Origin of the sequence: Mesorhizobium sp. (assembly GCF_005063415.1) — a bacterium.
Classification (GTDB): domain Bacteria; phylum Pseudomonadota; class Alphaproteobacteria; order Rhizobiales; family Rhizobiaceae; genus Mesorhizobium.
The window spans coordinates 51464-68311 of record NZ_SUEG01000004.1 but is presented as its reverse complement, the minus strand read 5'-3'; the positions used below and the strand labels follow the sequence as shown (position 1 = coordinate 68311).

At 64.1% G+C, this 16848-nt stretch carries 10 protein-coding genes; 6 read left to right on the top strand and 4 right to left on the bottom strand.

Annotation, left to right across the window (positions count from 1 at the left end; genetic code table 11):
- The first annotated feature begins 1 nt into the window (after window position 1).
- The 6 genes from E5W70_RS02435 to E5W70_RS02410 all read left to right on the top strand — a co-directional run bounded on the left by E5W70_RS02435 (window position 2) and on the right by E5W70_RS02410 (window position 9801).
- On the top strand, window positions 2-1255 hold the full coding sequence (locus E5W70_RS02435; protein WP_292653868.1) for a sarcosine oxidase subunit beta family protein: 1254 nt from the start codon (window positions 2-4) through the stop codon (window positions 1253-1255).
- 17 nt (window positions 1256-1272) lie between these two features.
- Window positions 1273-1548 (top strand): sarcosine oxidase subunit delta, encoded by a 276-nt coding sequence (locus tag E5W70_RS02430; RefSeq protein ID WP_292653867.1) that lies wholly within the window; start codon window positions 1273-1275, stop codon window positions 1546-1548.
- Window positions 1548-4532: a sarcosine oxidase subunit alpha gene (locus E5W70_RS02425; RefSeq protein WP_292653866.1), complete on the top strand. Its 2985-nt coding sequence runs from the start codon at window positions 1548-1550 to the stop codon at window positions 4530-4532. Before E5W70_RS02430 ends, E5W70_RS02425 begins: the two co-directional genes overlap by 1 nt.
- On the top strand, window positions 4525-5154 hold the full coding sequence (locus E5W70_RS02420) for a sarcosine oxidase subunit gamma family protein (RefSeq protein WP_292653865.1): 630 nt from the start codon (window positions 4525-4527) through the stop codon (window positions 5152-5154). Before E5W70_RS02425 ends, E5W70_RS02420 begins: the two co-directional genes overlap by 8 nt.
- 321 nt (window positions 5155-5475) lie before the next feature.
- Window positions 5476-7845: an aminomethyltransferase family protein gene (locus E5W70_RS02415; RefSeq protein ID WP_292653864.1), complete on the top strand. Its 2370-nt coding sequence runs from the start codon at window positions 5476-5478 to the stop codon at window positions 7843-7845.
- Between the two features lie 246 nt (window positions 7846-8091).
- A complete protein-coding gene (locus E5W70_RS02410; protein ID WP_292653863.1) occupies window positions 8092-9801 on the top strand; it encodes an APC family permease in 1710 nt (569 codons plus the stop codon).
- A gap of 257 nt (window positions 9802-10058) precedes the next feature.
- Here the strand turns inward: E5W70_RS02410 and E5W70_RS02405 are convergent, their stop codons facing one another.
- The 4 genes from E5W70_RS02405 to E5W70_RS02390 form a co-directional block, all read right to left on the bottom strand.
- A complete protein-coding gene (locus tag E5W70_RS02405) occupies window positions 10059-11552 on the bottom strand; it encodes an aldehyde dehydrogenase family protein (RefSeq protein WP_292653862.1) in 1494 nt (497 codons plus the stop codon).
- A 70-nt stretch (window positions 11553-11622) separates the two neighbouring features.
- Window positions 11623-14763: an efflux RND transporter permease subunit gene (locus E5W70_RS02400; RefSeq protein WP_292653861.1), complete on the bottom strand. Its 3141-nt coding sequence runs from the start codon at window positions 14761-14763 to the stop codon at window positions 11623-11625.
- 206 nt (window positions 14764-14969) lie between these two features.
- A complete protein-coding gene (locus E5W70_RS02395) occupies window positions 14970-16118 on the bottom strand; it encodes an efflux RND transporter periplasmic adaptor subunit (RefSeq protein ID WP_292653860.1) in 1149 nt (382 codons plus the stop codon).
- Window positions 16119-16180: 62 nt separating this feature from the next.
- Window positions 16181-16789, bottom strand: a complete 609-nt coding sequence (locus E5W70_RS02390; RefSeq protein ID WP_023675998.1) for a TetR family transcriptional regulator — start codon at window positions 16787-16789, stop codon at window positions 16181-16183.
- Window positions 16790-16848 lie beyond the last annotated feature (59 nt).

The following is a 16848-nucleotide window of genomic DNA, read 5'->3' as shown; positions in this document are numbered from 1 at the left end:
CATGAAATACTCGATCTTCTCCCTCGCCCGGGCGGCATTTTCCGGCCACAAGAACTGGCAGCGCACCTGGCGCGACGCCAGCCCGAAAAGCCACTACGACGTGGTGATCATCGGCGGCGGCGGCCATGGCCTGGCGACGGCATGGTTCCTCGCCAGCGAATACGGCATCAGGAATGTCGCGGTACTGGAAAAAGGCTGGATCGGCTCCGGCAATGCCGGCCGCAACACCACCATCATCCGCTCCAATTACGGGCTGCCCGGCAATACCGGCTTCTACGAGCTGTCGATGAAGCTGTGGGAACGGATGGAGCAGGACCTCAACTACAACACCATGGTCAGCCAGCGCGGCGTCATCAATCTCTACCATTCCGACGCACAGCGCGACGCCTATGCGCGGCGCGGCAACACCATGCGCATCAACGGCATCGACGCCGAACTGCTCGATCTGGCGGCGGTCAGGAAGATGATGCCGTTCCTGAACTTCGACAATGCGCGCTTTCCGGTGCAGGGCGGGCTTTTGCAGCGACGCGGCGGCACGGCACGGCACGACGCCGTGGTCTGGGGCTATGCGCATGCGGCTAGCGCGCTCGGCGTCGACATCATCCAGAATTGCGAAGTGACCGGCTTTGTCCGCGATGGCAACGGCAAGGTGACCGGCGTCGAGACATCGCGCGGCAGGATCGGTGCGGCCAAGGTCGGCATGGCGGTCGCCGGCTCCTCGTCGCGCGTCGCGGCGATGGCCAGCATGCGGCTGCCGATCGAAAGTCATGTGCTGCAGGCCTTCGTCTCCGAAGCGATCAAGCCGCTGATCCCCAATGTCATGACCTTCGGCGCCGGGCATTTCTACGTAAGCCAATCCGACAAGGGCGGGCTGGTCTTCGGCGGCGACATAGACGGCTACAATTCCTACGCCCAGCGCGGCAATCTGCCTGTCATGGAAGACGTCTGCGAAGGCGGCATGGCGCTGATGCCGATGATCGGCCGGATACGGCTTCTGCGCCAGTGGGGCGGCATCATGGACATGTCGATGGACGGCTCGCCGATCATCGACAAGACGCCGGTCGACGGACTGTATCTCAACGCCGGCTGGTGCTATGGCGGCTTCAAGGCGACGCCCGGCTCCGGGCTCGTCTTTGCCCATCTTCTGGCACGCGACGAGCCGCACAAGGAGGCGGCGCGCTTCCGCCTCGACCGGTTCCGGCTGGGCGCTCTGATCGACGAAAAGGGCCAGGGCGCCCAACCGAATCTGCATTGAAGGCTGGCTGAAAGAGCATGCGTATTGTCTGTCCCTTCTGCGGCGAACGCGAACTCGGGGAATTCACCTATCTTGGCGACGCCAAGCCGGCGCGTCCAGCGGCCGGCGCCACCGAAAACGAGGTCTTCGACTATGTCTACCTGCGCGACAATGTCGCCGGGCCGATGAGCGAATTCTGGTACCATGGCGGCGGCTGCCGGGCCTGGCTGAAGATCGCCCGCAACACGCTGACGCACGAGATTTCGTCGGTCGAGCCGGCTGCGGGCGTCGGTGCGAGGCAGGTGGGCGCTTGATGGTTGGCCCTGCGCAGACACACCGGCTTGAGAGCGGCGGTCTCATCGATCGCGCCGCGCCGCTTGGCTTCCGCTTCGACGGCAAGAGCCTTGCCGGCTTCCAAGGCGACACGCTGGCCTCGGCGCTGATCGCCAATGGCATCAAGCTGGTCGGCCGCTCGTTCAAATACCATCGGCCGCGCGGCATCCTGACCGCTGGATCCGAAGAGCCCAACGCACTGGTTGAGTTGCGCACGGGAGCGCGGCGCGAGCCGAACACCAAGGCGACCACGGCCGAGCTTTATGACGGGCTCGAAGCCGCGAGCCAGAACCGCTGGCCATCGCTGCGCCACGATCTGATGGCGGTCAACCAGCTGTTTGCGCCGATCTTCGTCGCCGGCTTCTACTACAAGACCTTCATGTGGCCGGCGAAATTCTGGGAAGCGGTTTACGAGCCGGCGATCCGCCGCGCAGCCGGTCTCGGCCGCGCCGCCGGCGTCGCTGATCCCGACCATTACGACAAGGCGTGGGCGCATTGCGACGTGCTGATCGCCGGTTCCGGCCCTGCCGGGCTCGCGGCGGCATTGGCGGCCGGGCGCAGCGGCGCCCGTGTCATCTTGTGCGAGGAAGATTTTGCGTTCGGCGGCCGTCTGCTTGCCGACGGCGGCACGATCGACGGCGTGCCGGCCGCCGAATGGATTACGCGCGCGCTGGGGGAACTCGCGACGCTGCCCGATGTCCGCATCATGAACCGCACGATACTGTTCGGCGTCTATGATGGCGGCACCTATGGCGCGATCGAGCGAGTCAACGACCACCTGCCCTCGCCGCCCGAGCACCAGGTGCGCCAGCGGCTGTGGCGCATCGTGGCTAGGCGCTGCGTCGTTGCCGCCGGCGCCATTGAGCGGCCGATCGTCTTTGCCGGCAACGACACGCCCGGCGTGATGATGGCTTCGGCAATGCGGACCTATGTCGCGCGCTACGCGGCGACGCCGGCAAAGCGGATCGCCCTGTTCACCAACAATGAGGACGGCTGGCGCACCGTCGAGACCGCACTTGCCGCCGGGTTGCAAATCGCGGCGGTCATCGATGCGCGCCCGGACGTGTCCGCCGCGCATCGCGCGCTCGCCGCCAAGGGCGGCTTTGCCGTGCTTAACGGTTCCGTCAGCGGAGTCGAGGGCGGCAAGGACGGCGTTCGGAAAATCGCGGTGGCGCTCACCGGCGGCGCACGGGCCGAGGTCGAAGCCGACGGACTTGCCGTCTCCGGCGGCTGGAACCCGGCAGTCGGGCTGACATCCTACCATCGCGGCCGGCCGAAATGGCGCGATGACATCGCGGCCTTCGTGCCGGATAGCGCCCCACCCGGCATGGTGGCCGTGGGTGCCGCCAACGGAGCGTTCGGGCTTGGCTCCTGCCTGCGCCAGGGTTTTGCTGCGGGTGCGGCAGCGGCACGGGATGCGGGACGCAGCGGTAATGCCGGCGCGCCACCGGTCGCCGATGACGAGGATTTTTCGCTCACCCCGCTCTGGCATGTTGCCGGTAAGGGCAAGGCCTTTGTCGACTACCAGCACGACGTCACTGCATCGGACATCGAACTGGCGCAGCGCGAGGGCTTCGAATCCGTCGAGCACCTGAAGCGCTACACGACGCTCGGCATGGCTACAGACCAGGGCAAGACGTCGAACGTCGCCGGCCTCGCCATCATGGCGGTGGTCAGCGGCAAATCCATTCCCGAGACGGGCACGACCATCTACCGGCCGCCTTACGTGCCGGTCGCCATCGGCGCGTTCGCCGGCCACCACCGCGACGAGAATTTCCATGCCACAAGGCTGACGCCGTCGCACCACTGGGCCGCCGAGCAAGGCGCGATCTTTGTCGACACGGGCCTGTGGAGGCGTGCGCAATGGTATCCCCGCGCCGGTGAGAAGGACTGGCTGGAATCGGTCACCCGCGAGGTCAAGGCAGTGCGCGGCGGCGTCGGCTTCTGCGACGTCTCGACGCTCGGCAAGATCGACGTGCACGGCCCGGATGCCGGCGCCTTCCTTGACCGCGTCTACATCAACACCTTCTCAAATCTCGCCGTGGGCAAGGCCCGCTACGGGCTGATGCTGCGCGAGGACGGCATCGTCTATGACGACGGCACCACGTCGCGGCTGGCTGAGAATCATTATTTCCTGACCACCACGACCGCCAAGGCCGGGCCGGTGATGCAGCATCTCGAATTCTGCCGGCAGGTGCTGTTTGCGGAACTCGACGTGCAACTGACGTCGGTCACTGACCAGTGGGCGCAATTCTCGATCGCCGGACCGAAGACACGAGATCTGCTGAGGGAAATCGTCGATCCGGCCGAGGACCTATCGAACGAAGGCTTTCCCTTCATGGGCGCGCGGGAAGTCGCGCTACGCGGCGGCATCAAGGCGCGGCTGTTCCGCATCTCATTCTCCGGCGAGATGGCGTTCGAGATCTCGGTTCCGGCGCGTTACGGCGACGCGCTGGTGCGCAATTTGATGCTGGCCGGCAAGCCGTTCGGCGTAACGCCGTACGGCACCGAGGCACTCGGCGTCATGCGCATCGAAAAGGGCCATGTCGCCGGCCCGGAGCTGAACGGCACGACGACGGCCGCCGACCTCGGCCTCGGCAAGATGATGTCGACCAAGAAAGACTTCATCGGCCGCGTCATGGCGAGGCGCGAGATGCTGGTTGCGCCGGACCGGCAGGTCGTGGTCGGCATCAAGCCGGTCGACAAGACACGCCGCCTGCGCTCCGGCGCGCATATCATCCCGAAGGACAAGACACCCGGTCCCGATAACGACCAGGGCTACGTCACCTCGGTCTGCTTTTCGCCCATGCTCGACCAGTGGATCGGGCTTGGCCTGGTCGAGCGCGGCCGCGAGCGGATTGGCGAGATTGTCCATGCCCATGATCCGCTGCGCGGCGAAGATTACGATGTCGAGCTATGCAGTCCCGTCTTCTACGATCCGGATGGAGGACGCCAGCGTGGCTGAGTTTTCCTGGATTGCCCGCAGTCCGCTGGAGCACGCCCTTGTCGTCGGCGCCTGTGGCGCGCGCGGCACGGCGGCCGGCGTATCGCTCACCGAGATCCGCAATTTCGACCTGATCCAGGTGATGGCGCGGCGCGGCAAAGCAGCAGAACTGGCGAAGGCTGCCGAAACCCGCTTCGGCGTTGCCGCCCCGGGAACGCCCAAGGCGGTCCGAGTTGCCGACGCTACGCTGATCTGGTCGGGACCGGATCAGTTCCTGGTCCTGTGCAACGGCGGCAAGCACGCGATCGAACCGCTGAGCCAGGCGTTTGCGCAATCCGGCTCGCTGTCCGACCAGTCGGATGCCCGCGCGCTGATCAGCGTCTCGGGAGAAAAGGCGCGCGCGATTCTGGCCAAACTGTCGTCGCTGGACCTGCACCCGGCGGCGTTCCCGGCCGGCACCGCCGCGGCGACCTCGGTCGATCACACCAGCGTCAATCTCTGGCGCGGCAATGACCGGCCGGATGGACAGGCGGTGTTCAATCTTCTGGTATTTGCAACCTTTGCCGAAAGCCTGTGGCATACGATGCTCGATGCCGCCGCGGAGTATGGCGTCGATATCAGGCATTCCGAGGAATTGGGGTAAACTGTCTGCGTCGGCGCCGCCCCTCATCTGCCTGCCGGCATCTTCTCCCCGTATCGTGACGGGGAGAAGGGGGCCTGCCGCGACGGCTGCGCCTTTCCTGCAACGCCGATAATTGGCGAAATCGTTGGTGACAGGATCTTTCTCCCCGTCACTATACGGGGAGAAATGCCCCGGGAGGGCAATGAGGGGCAGCGCCGACAATCGGAAGGATAAGGCCGAGTTGCTCCACCTTCACTTGCCAACTCCGGCTCTTCTGCCCTATTCTTCCCGCTAAAATAATTTCACACACAGGCAAACTTGTTTCTCGAAACCAAGGTTGAGATGAGCCAGTCGCCCTACCCCGCCGTCGCCGCCGGACCGCCCCGGCCGAGCCTGATCCTGCGGCCAGGCCAGATCGCGCTGCCGGCCGGGATGGAGCGCTATACCGTCCAGGGCAACGGCGCGGTGCTGATCGAGGTCGAGGCCGGCGATACGATCAGCGTGCGCAATGTCGAAGGCGGGCAGGCCTGCGAGCTGCTGGCATGGGATAGCAGCGGCGCGACCGATTCCGGCATTTTCGGCGAGAAATCGAACAGCAATGCCGCCGGCATCAAGGCGCTGCTGGCCGATGGCGACGACAGCCTCGCTTCCTTGCGTGGCGGGCTCGAACGCCGCCAGGTGCAGCTCGACCAGGCCAAGGCGGTTCGCGTTTTCGGCGGCCCCACCCCTGCCGGCACCGAACAGGGGTTCACCATCGTCCGCGACGGGTCGATGCTGATTGCGGCGCCCGGCGGGCCGATGCTGGTCGACGGCCACGATACGGCGACACCGCTCGGCGTCATCGTCCGGCGCGCCACCATCCGCCCGGCGGCGAAATCCAGGCTTGCCGACCCGCTGGCCGATCCCGTGCTCGACCTGCGCGTCCATTCGGCGACGGCGGAAGCCTATTTCGTTAGAGCGGGCGACTATCTGCAGATCATCGATGTCGACGGGCGCCAATGCACGGATTTCCAGTGCTTTTCGGCGCGCAAGCTGGACAAGGGGCGCGATCATCCGCTCGACGTGACGACGACGCGCACACTGATGGGCTCGAGCTATCCGATGCCCGGCCTGCATTCGAAATATTATGACCAGGACATGGAGCCGCTGGTCGAGGTTGTGCAGGACACTTGCGGCCGCCACGATGCATTCGCGCTCGCCTGCGCGGCCAAATATTACGACGACATCGGCTATCCCGGCCATCCCAACTGCTCGGAGAATTTCAACCGGGCGCTCGCCGACAAGGGTGTGACGCCCCGCGCCGGCTGGATGGCGATCAACTTCTTCTTCAACACGGCAATTGACGCGCATGGCGTCGTGGTTTCCGACGAGCCGTGGTCGCGGCCGGGCGACTATGTGCTGCTGCGCGCCTTGACCGACATTGTCTGCGTCTCGTCCGCCTGCCCCGACGATACGACGCCGGCCAATGGCTGGAACCTGACCGACATCCATGTGCGAATATATTCCGGCCAGCACAAATTCTCGCGAGCGATCGCCAGACGCATGACGCCCGATTCGGAACCGAAAATGACCCGCCAGACCGCCTTTCATTCGAGCTTTGCCAAGCACACCCGCAACTTCGTCGAGTACAAGGGGTATTGGCTGGCCAATTCCTTCGCCAGGCAAGGGCCGATCGACGAATACTGGGCCTGCCGGCAGGACGCCGTGATCATGGACCTGTCGCCGCTGCGCAAGTTCGAGGTCACCGGGCCGGACTCCGAGGCGCTGCTGCAATACACGCTGACCCGCGACATCAAGAAGCTCGGCGTCGGCCAGGTGGTCTATTCGGCCATGTGCTACGAGCATGGCGGCATGATCGACGACGGCACGCTGCTCAGGCTCGGCAAGGATAATTTCCGCTGGGTTGGCGGCGACGATCTATCCGGCGAATGGCTGCGGGAAACGGCGCAAAAACTCGGCCTCACCGTGCTGGTGCGCTCGTCGACCGACCAGATGCACAATGTCGCCGTGCAGGGACCGAAAAGCCGCGACGTCCTGCGACAGATCATCTGGACCTCGCCGCTGCAGCCGTCGATCGACGAGCTCGAATGGTTCCGTTTCGCGGTCGCCCGCATCGGCGGCGGCAACGGCATTCCGGTCGTCGTTTCGCGCACCGGCTACACCGGCGAGCTCGGCTACGAGATCTGGTGCCATCCGCGCGACGCCGAAAAGGCGTTCGACGCGATCTGGCAGGCCGGCCAGCCGCACGGCCTGAAGCCGATGGGGCTGCAGGCGCTCGACATGGTGCGCATCGAGGCCGGGCTGATCTTTGCCGGCTACGAGTTCTCCGACCAGACAGATCCGTTCGAGGCCGGCATCGGCTTCACCGTGCCGCTGAAGACCAAGAGCGACGATTTCATCGGCCGCGAGGCGCTGATCCGGCGCAAGGAAAATCCGCAGAGGAAGCTGGTCGGCCTCGACATCGACGCCAATGTCGCGGTCGGCCACGGCGATTGCGTGCATGTCGGCCGGGCCCAGATCGGCGTCGTCACCTCCGGCATGCGCTCGCCGGTGCTGAACAAGACCATCGCGCTGGCCAGGCTCGACGTCGCGCATTCGGCGATCGGCACCGATGTCGAGATCGGCAAGCTCGACGGCCACAGCAAGCGGCTGCCGGCGCGCGTCGTCGCCTTCGCCCATTACGATCCGCAAAAGACCAGGCCGCGCTCCTGATCGATCGCCCCACGGGAGGCTTAGTCCGGCCTTTCGGCGATGCGGCTGCTTGTCCTGTCCTTCACAGCAATGTGCACAGCGTCACAAAGCGCTTGACGCGAAAGCGCGTTGGGTCAATCTTCACTGCTAAGAATAAAATACTACTGAGCGGAAAACGCCTGGGCCGTTCAACGTGAGCGTCGATGACGCCTCGCGAGATTGCGGCTGTTGCCGATGGGGAACATCAAAAATGGGGAATCCACGTACATGAGCACGATAGTCACCACCCTGGTGTCGCCTGCCGAAGGGCAGCTGCACCGGAACATCGATTGGCGCGGCGCCTTCTGGGTCGCAAGCGGCGTTCCGGCCCTTGTCCTGTTTTCGATCGGCGGCATCGCCGGCACAACCGGAACGCTGGCCTTCCTGATCTGGACCGTATCCATGGTCATGGGCTTCCTGCAGTCCTTCACCTATGCGGAAATCGCCGGGCTGTTCCCGAATAAATCCGGCGGCGCCTCGATCTATGGCGCCACCGCGTGGCTGCGCTATTCGAAATTCATCGCGCCGCTTTCGGTATGGTGCAACTGGTTCGCCTGGTCGCCGGTGCTGTCGCTCGGCTGCTCGATCGCCGCCGCCTATATTCTCAACGCGTTGGCGCCGGTGCCGCTGTTCACCGACACTTCGCCGGAAGTCGCCGCCTATATCGCGGCCCATGCCGGAACCAGCGCCGCCGACGCCATCACCGCGGTCACCGCGGCAGCGACGCCGGCGATCCGCAACTGGACGCTCTATGGGCACACGCTGGGCCCGGTATCCTTCACCTTCAACGCCACCTTCTTCATCGGCGCGGTGCTGATGCTGATTATCTTCTCGATCCAGCATCGCGGCATCCTGGGCACCGCCAATGTGCAGAAATATATCGGCCTGCTGGTCATCATCCCGATGCTGATCGTCGGCGTGGTGCCGATCGTCACCGGCCAGATCAACTGGGCGAATTTCTCCCCGCTGGTGCCGCTGGCGGCAGCCTATGCGCCGGAGCCCGGTGCGTGGAACATCGCCGGCTGGACGCTGGTGCTCGGCGGCATGTTCATCGCGGCATGGTCGACCTACGGTTTCGAGACTGCCGTCTGCTACACCTCCGAATTCAAGAACCCTGGCACCGATACCTTCAAGGCGATCTTCTACTCAGGCCTGTTGTGCATGCTGCTGTTCATCCTGGTGCCGTTCACCTTCCAGGGCGTGCTCGGCTTGAACGGCATGCTGGCGACGCCGATCGTCGACGGCTCCGGCGTTGCCGATGCGCTGGCCGGCATGGTCGGCGGCGGACAGCTGATCCACAGCCTGCTGGTCATGCTGATGATACTGGCGCTGGTGCTCTGCATCATGACGGCGATGGCCGGCTCTTCGCGCACGCTCTACCAGGGTTCGGTCGACGGCTGGCTGCCGCGCTATCTCAGCCACGTCAACGAGCACGGTGCGCCGACGCGGGCGATGTGGACCGACCTGATCTTCAACCTGATTGTGCTGGCCATCGCTTCGGCCGACGCGACGAGCTTCTTCTTCATCCTCGCCGTGTCGAATTGCGGCTACATCATCTTCAACTTCCTCAACCTCAATGCCGGCTGGATCCATCGCATCGACAATGGCCATATCGCGCGGCCATGGAAGGCGCCGAGCTGGCTGCTCGGCATCGGCGCGATCTTTGCCTATGTCAACGCGGTCTTCATGGGCGCCGGAGCCAAGGTCTGGAATCCAATGGCATTGTGGGCCGGGCTGATCACGGCCGCCTTGATCATCCCGGTGTTCTGCTTCCGCCACTACATCCAGGACAAGGGCAAGTTCCCCGACCACATGCTGGCCGATCTCGGCATGAACTCGTCCGACCTTGCGGTACGCAAGGCGGGCATGCTGCCCTACCTGACGCTGGTCGCTGGCGTCGCGGTGATGCTCCTCGCCAACTGGCTGTTCGTCATCTGAGGCTTGCCTTGAGGGATCGGGCGCGCGATGCGCCCGGTCCCTGCATTTTGTTCTTGCTTTGTGCCGGCAGCTATGCTAGTAATTTGGCTATGGTGCTGATTCGCCCCGAGACCCGCCGCTGAGGCGGGTTTTTCGTTTCTGGGCCTAAAGCGCGTCGCGTTCGATCGGCCTCATGCGACGCGCCTTAGATTCTTGTTTTTATGCATGTCGTTATCGCAAAACCGCTGCACACTTTTGCGTGACATGCATTAGCTGGCTCAATCGATCTTGATGAACACGCCCTTGGTGTTGAGATATTCGTCGAGGTGTTCGGCGCCGCCCTCGCGGCCGTAGCCGCTCATCTTGTAGCCGCCGAAGGGCACGGCCGGATCGATCGCGTGATAGGTGTTGACCCAGACCGAGCCGGCGCGGATCTTTCGCGACAGCCGGTGGGCGGTGGCGAGATTTTGGGTGAAGACCCCTGCAGCCAGGCCGTAAGGCGTGTTGTTGGCCCGCTCGACCGCCTCGTCCAGCGTATCGAACGGCAATGCCGAAATCACCGGCCCGAAGATCTCCTCGCGGGCGATCTTCATCTCGTCCGAGACACCGGCAAAGACGGTCGGCGCGACGAAATTGCCGGCGGCAAGCACGCCTTCCACAAGCCGGGTGCCTCCGGTGACGAGTTTCGCCCCTTCCGCAGTGCCGGCCTCGAGGTAACCGGTGACCCGTTGCAACTGCTTTTCGGAGACGAGCGGACCGATCTCGGTCGCCGGGTCGATGCCGTCGCCGACCCTGAGACCCTTGGCATATGCCGCCATCCGCTCGATGAACTCGTCATGGACGGCGCGTTCGACAAACAGGCGCGAGCCGGCAATGCAGATCTGGCCGGAATTGGCGAAGACCGACATTGCCGCCACCGGCACCGCTTTGTCGAGATCGGCATCGGCGCAGACGATGACCGGCGATTTGCCGCCGAGTTCCAGGGAGACGCGCTTGAGGTTGCCGGCCGAGGCCCGCACGATCGACTGGCCGGTCGCCGTCGAGCCGGTGAAGACGATCTTGTCGACACCCATGTGCTCGGCGAGTGCCGCGCCCGCCTCGGTGCCGGTGCCGGTGACGATGTTGACGACGCCTTGCGGGACGCCGGCTTCGTTCATGATGTCGGCGATCAACAACGGCGTCAGCGGCGCCTCTTCCGATGGTTTCAGCACGATGGTGCAGCCGGTCGCCAGCGCCGGGCCGATCTTCCAGATCGACGCTGCCGTCGGTGCGTTCCACGGGATGATGGCGCCGACGACACCGACCGGCTCCTTGCGGGTGAAGGAGACGATTTCGCCGGGCAGCGAGTTTTCGATGGTCTCGCCGTGCAGCGCCGTCGCCATGCCGGCATAGTAACGCAGCATGCCGATGACGCGGTTGCGGTTGGCGCGGGTGCGCACGATCGGCATGCCCATGTCGGTGGTGTCGGAGCGGCTGATCTCTTCCCAGTTCGTTTCGAAGAGATCGGCGATCTTCAGCAGCAATACCTGCCGCTCATAAGGCTTGAACCGGCTCCACGGGCCTTCGAACGCCTTGCGCGCAGCAGTCACCGCCAAGTCGATGTCCTGGCGGTCGCCGCGCGGTACTGTGGCGATGACCGCGCCGGTGGCGGGATTGCGGCTCTCCATGGTCCGGCCGGAGCGGGCATCGACCCAGCCACCGCCGATGAACATCTGGCGATAGCGCCCGTCGATCGGCAGCCGCAACGCCGCCTTTGTCTGAGCCATGGTCATAACGGTCCTCCTCCGGCGCCTACGCCTGGTGGGCGGATTAAACCGCCGGAGGTCACATTTGCCAACAGCTCTATTCGGCCGCCAGGGCCAGTTGCGGCCTTTCGCTTTCTTCTGCCACCTTGGCCGCCTCTTCCGTTGCCTCGGCCTTCTTGGGCTCCCTGCCGAAGAACAGCGCGTAGGCTGCCGGCAGGACAAGGATGGTCAGCACCGTGGCGACGAGAATGCCGCCCATCATGGCGTAGGCGAGCGGCCCCCAGAAGACGCCGCGCGAGATCGGGATCAGCGCCAGCACCGCGGTCAACGCCGTCAGCACGATCGGCCGGAACCGGCGGACCGCCGAGCCGATGATGGCCTCGGAGCGCTCCACGCCGGCGGCGATGTCCTGATCGATCTGATCGACCAGGATGATCGAGTTGCGCATGATGATGCCGAGCAGGGCGATGACACCGAGGATGGCAACGAAGCCGAACGGGGCGCCGCTGATCAAGAGTGCCGCCGCCGCGCCGATGATGCCAAGCGGACCGGTCGCCAGCACCAGCATGGCCTTGCCGAAATGCTGCAGCTGGATCATCAGCAGCACGACGATGACGGCCAGCATGATCGGCGCTTTCGCCGCAATCGAGGCCTGGCTTTCGGCCGCATCCTCGGCGCCGCCCTGGATCTCGATCTTGTAGCCGGGTGCGAGACCGTCGCGCAGGCTCTGCATGTCGCTGTACATCTTCATGGCGACATCGTTCGACTGCACGCCATCCGGGAGCGTGGCGCGTACGCTGATGGTCGGCAAGCGGTCGCGCCGCCATTCAACCCCTTGCTCCAGCACCGGGACGATCTTGGCGACCTGCGACAGCGGCACGGAGCCACCGAAATCGGTCGGGATGTAGACGGAGTCGACCGCCGACAGCAGGTGACGGCTTGCCTCCGGCTCACGGGCGACGATCGAAACCGTCTCCTCGCCGTCGCGGAAGTCATCGAGCGGCGCTCCCGACATGGTCGCCTGCAGCATCTGGCGGATGCGCTGCGAGGTGACGCCGAGCGCACGGGCGCGATCCTGGTCGATCACCAGCTTCATCGCCGGCACCGGCTCCAGCCAGTCGTCGTGGATGGCGCCGAGCAGCGGATTTGCCTGGAACTTCGCCTTCACCTCGTCGGCGATGCGGCGCACTTCCTGGCGATCCGGACCCATGACGCGCATCTGTACCGGCCAGCCGGTCGGCGGACCGAGGAACAGGCGATCGACCTTGGCGCGGATCGATGGGAAATCCTCGGCCAGGATGGTGCGCAGCTTGACGATCAGCCGCTCGCGGGCCGGTTCGTCATTGGCCATGACCAGAAGCTGGGCGAAGTTCGGGTTGCGAAGCTGCTGGTCGAGCGGCAGGAAGAAGCGCGGCGCGCCTTCGCCGATATAGGTGGCGATGAAGCGCTTGTCCTTGTCGTCCATCATCCTGGCTTCGAGCGCCTTGGCCTGGGTCTCGACTTCCTTGATGCTGGTGCCTTCCGGGAGCCAGAGGTCGACAAGGATTTCCGGGCGCGACGATTGCGGGAAGAAATTCTGCGGGATGAACTGGAACGCCCACAGGCTTGTTGCAAAGGTCATCAGTGTCATCACCAGCACGATGATGCGATGGCGCACCGCCCATGACACGGTCGAGCGAAGACGGCGGTAAAAACCCGTGTCGAAGACATCGTGATGGCTGCCGGCGTGCTTGCGCTGCTTCAGGATCATGTGGCCGAGCCATGGCGTGAAATAGACCGCAGCGAACCAGGACACGACCAGCGCGATGCCGACGACGTAAAAAAGGGTGCGCACATATTCGCCGGCCGTCGAGGCTGCGAAACCGACGGGGATGAAGCCGGCTGTGGTGATCAGCGTGCCGGTCAGCATCGGGAAAGCGGTCGAGGAATAGGCGAAGCTCGCCGCCTCGACCTTGACCAAGCCTTCCTCGAGCTTTCGCTCCATCATTTCGACGACGATCATCGCGTCATCGACCAAGAGCCCAAGCGCGATGATCAGCGCGCCGAGCGAGATGCGCTGCAGATCGATGCCGAGTTCGTACATGATGGCGAAGGTGGCTGCCAGGACCAGCGGAATGACGATGGCGATCACCAGGCCCGAACGCCAGCCGATCGACAGGAACGAGACGACAAGCACGATCAGCAGCGCTTCACCGAGCGCTTCCATGAACTCGGCCACCGCATCCTTGACGACGCCCGGCTGATCGGAAATCTGGTTGACCGAGACGCCATAGGGCAGCGCCTCCTCGAAGCGCTTGTAGGTCGCTTCGACGTCCTTGCCGACGTCGGTGACGTTGAAGCCCTTTGCCATGACGACGCCAAGCTGGACGCTGTCGTGACCGTTGAAACGGTATTTGCGCTGATAGGGATCCTCGAGGCCGGAGGTCACCGTGGCGATGTCGCCGAGGCGCGTCACCTGGTTGCCGGCGCGCAGGCGAAGCTCGCGGATGTCGGCCGCCCTGGTGACGTCGCCTTCGACCGAGATGCGCACGGAACGCTGGCCGGTGTCGACCGAGCCCGCCGGGTCGACATTGTTTTGGCCCCTGATCGCATTCTGCAGGTCGGTCAACGTCAGGCCGCGTTCGGCAAGCACCTTGGATGAAACGTCGATATAGAGCTTTTCCGGCTGGTCGCCGATGATCACGGCTTTCTCGACGCCGGGCGTCGTCAGCAGCATGTCGCGTGCCTGGATGGCGAATTTCTTCAGCTCGGGATAGCTGTAGCCGTCGCCGCTGATCGAATGCAGGGTAATGAATGTGTCGCCGAATTCGTCGTTGAAATAGGGCCCGAGCAAGCCCTGCGGCAGTTCATTGGCGATATCGCCAACCTTCTTGCGCACCTGATAGAACGCATCCGCGACCTGCGCGGGATTGGTGTCGCCCTTGACCTGCAATGTGATGATGGCGCTGCCGGCGCGGGTGTAGGAGCGGACGAAATCGAGATGCGGCGTTTCCTGCAGCTTGCGCTCGATCTTGTTGACGACCTGGTCCTCCATCTCCTTGATCGAGGAGCCTGGCCAGATCGCCTGGACGACCATGACGCGGAAGGTGAAATCGGGGTCTTCCTTCTGGCCCATGCGCATCAGGCCGAGCGCACCGGCGACGATGATCAGACCGAACAGGAAGCGGGCAATGCTCGGATGGCCGATTGCCCAGCGCGAAAGATTGAAAGACCGCTTTTCATTGGTGTCGATGGTCATCGGCGTCAGTCCATTTCAATTTGATCAACAGAGCACGCGCTTGGCATGCCCACGGAACTTCCGATGTGGGCTTCCGGACGGCGAGGCCTTACCGAGTTGAGAGATCTACATCGCGGTGGGACGCGAGCATCGACGTGGGGGTTACATCGACCTGAGATCTCGACAATCGGGCGCCTGCCGCCCGGAAACCGTGAACTGCCTGGCCGTCAGCGCAAACGGCTGGCAGCGTCATCGGCCGATGCCGACTGTTGCGCTGCATCACCGGTCAGCTTGACTTTCAGATTCTCGGTCATGAACTGCGTGCCGGCGGCGACGACCACGTCGCCCGGCTTAAGCCCGTCGGCGACACTGACGCCGTCGGGGGTGAAGGCGGCGACCTTGACCGGATGCGCATGGACGGTCCCGCCATTGCGGTCCACCGTCCAGACGATCGATTGGCTGTCCTTTTGCGCCAACGCGGCCAGCGGGATCGACACCAGCTGCTGCCGGTTGCCCGCCGCGGCTTCGATGGAGGCGGTCATGCCAAGCAGCACGCGCGCATCATTGGGCAGGCTGACGCGAACTGCAAAGGTGCGCGACTGCGGATCGGCGCTGCCGGCGACTTCGCGGACCTTGCCGTCGAGCGTCAGCGCCTCGTCGGACCAGAAGCCGGCCTTGACGGTCTTGCCCGGCTTGAATTCAGCGATATCGGTTTCCGGAACAGCGATCAGGACTTCCTTCTCGCCGTCGATGGCAACGGTCACCACCGGCGTGCCGGAGCCGACCACCTGGCCGACATCGGCGGCAACGGCAGTGACGATGCCGTTCTTGTCCGCCTTGAGATCGGTATAGCGGACCTGGTTCTGGGCCTGGGCAAGCTGCGAGCGGGCGGAGTCGCGCGTGGCGACCGCTTGATTACAAGCGAGCGTCGCCTGCTCGAGCTGCGACTTCGGCGCGAAATTTTTTGCGTAGAGCTGTTCGACGCGCTTGTGCGTAAGCTCGACTGTCTCGACCTGACGGTCGGCAGCATCGAGGCTGGCCTGAGCGCTTCTCACCGAAAGCTCGTAGTCGGTGGGATCGATGCGGGCGAGAACGTCGCCGGGCTTGACGCGGTCACCGATGTCGACAAGGCGCTCGGTGATCTTGCCGTTGATGCGAAAGCCGAGATTCATCTCGGTGCGGGCACGCACCGATCCGGAATAGGAAAGCTGACGGGTATCGCTCGCCTTGGCGATCTCGACCACCTTGACCGGGCGGATGATCTCGGTGACCTCGGCTTTCTCCTGCGAGCAGCCGGCGAGGCCGAGAGCGGCAACGACAATCAGCACCAGGCCGGCGGCCGGTTGCCTGTAGGTGATGGACTTGGACAAAGACACTTTTCGTACTCCCGAACTGTGGGGATGAATTGCCGGTATCGCCGCCCGACGGGCGGCAACGGTCATTTCTTCAAGGCTCTGATGGCAAACTCGGTCAGCTCGTCCGGCGTCGCCCGGTTCTTCTTGGCGAGGCACTGGGCCATCATCTGCGGATGACACAGGCTGATAATGGCGGCGCCGAAACACCGGGACGCGATCACCGGATCCTGATCGACGAACTCGCCGGTGGCTATGCCCTCGCGGATCACTTCCGCGACCAGTTCATGGATGCTGTCGATGTGCTTTTCGATGACGTGCCAGTCGCGCTCGATGGCGACGATGACCATCTCGTGCACCTTCTCCTGGTCGATCATGGTCTCGAGCGTCCACTGATAGTGCGTATGCACATAGCGGCGGAGCTTTTCGCTGGCCGTGCCGGGGCCATGGCAGGCTTCGTAGGTCAACCGGTAGCAGGTCTCGAGCATACGGCCGCAAACCGCCTGGTGGATTTCCACCTTGGAGGCGAAGAAGCGATAGATGTTGGCGGTCGACATGCCGAGTTCGCGCGCTATGTCGGCGACGTTGGTCTTGCCATAGCCGTAGTGGCGGAACAATCGCTCCGCGCAATCCAGGATGCGCGTGACATTTTCCTGGCGGGCAGAATCGGCGGTGGTGTCTAGGGTTTCAAGCATCTCGTTGGCCAAAATTTACGAATGACGAATTTAGAATTTCGTCACTCGTAAATTGAAAA

What these genes read in the sequence shown, in the direction of transcription:
- E5W70_RS02435 (WP_292653868.1), top strand. Translation starts at nt 2, where the DNA reads ATGAAATACTCGATCTTCTCCCTCGCCCGGGCGGCATTTTCCGGCCAC.
- E5W70_RS02430 (WP_292653867.1), top strand. Translation starts at nt 1,273, where the DNA reads ATGCGTATTGTCTGTCCCTTCTGCGGCGAACGCGAACTCGGGGAATTC.
- E5W70_RS02425 (WP_292653866.1), top strand. Translation starts at nt 1,548, where the DNA reads ATGGTTGGCCCTGCGCAGACACACCGGCTTGAGAGCGGCGGTCTCATC.
- E5W70_RS02415 (WP_292653864.1), top strand. Translation starts at nt 5,476, where the DNA reads ATGAGCCAGTCGCCCTACCCCGCCGTCGCCGCCGGACCGCCCCGGCCG.
- E5W70_RS02410 (WP_292653863.1), top strand. Translation starts at nt 8,092, where the DNA reads ATGAGCACGATAGTCACCACCCTGGTGTCGCCTGCCGAAGGGCAGCTG.
- E5W70_RS02405 (WP_292653862.1), bottom strand. Translation starts at nt 11,552, where the DNA reads ATGACCATGGCTCAGACAAAGGCGGCGTTGCGGCTGCCGATCGACGGG.
- E5W70_RS02400 (WP_292653861.1), bottom strand. Translation starts at nt 14,763, where the DNA reads ATGACCATCGACACCAATGAAAAGCGGTCTTTCAATCTTTCGCGCTGG.
- E5W70_RS02390 (WP_023675998.1), bottom strand. Translation starts at nt 16,789, where the DNA reads ATGCTTGAAACCCTAGACACCACCGCCGATTCTGCCCGCCAGGAAAAT.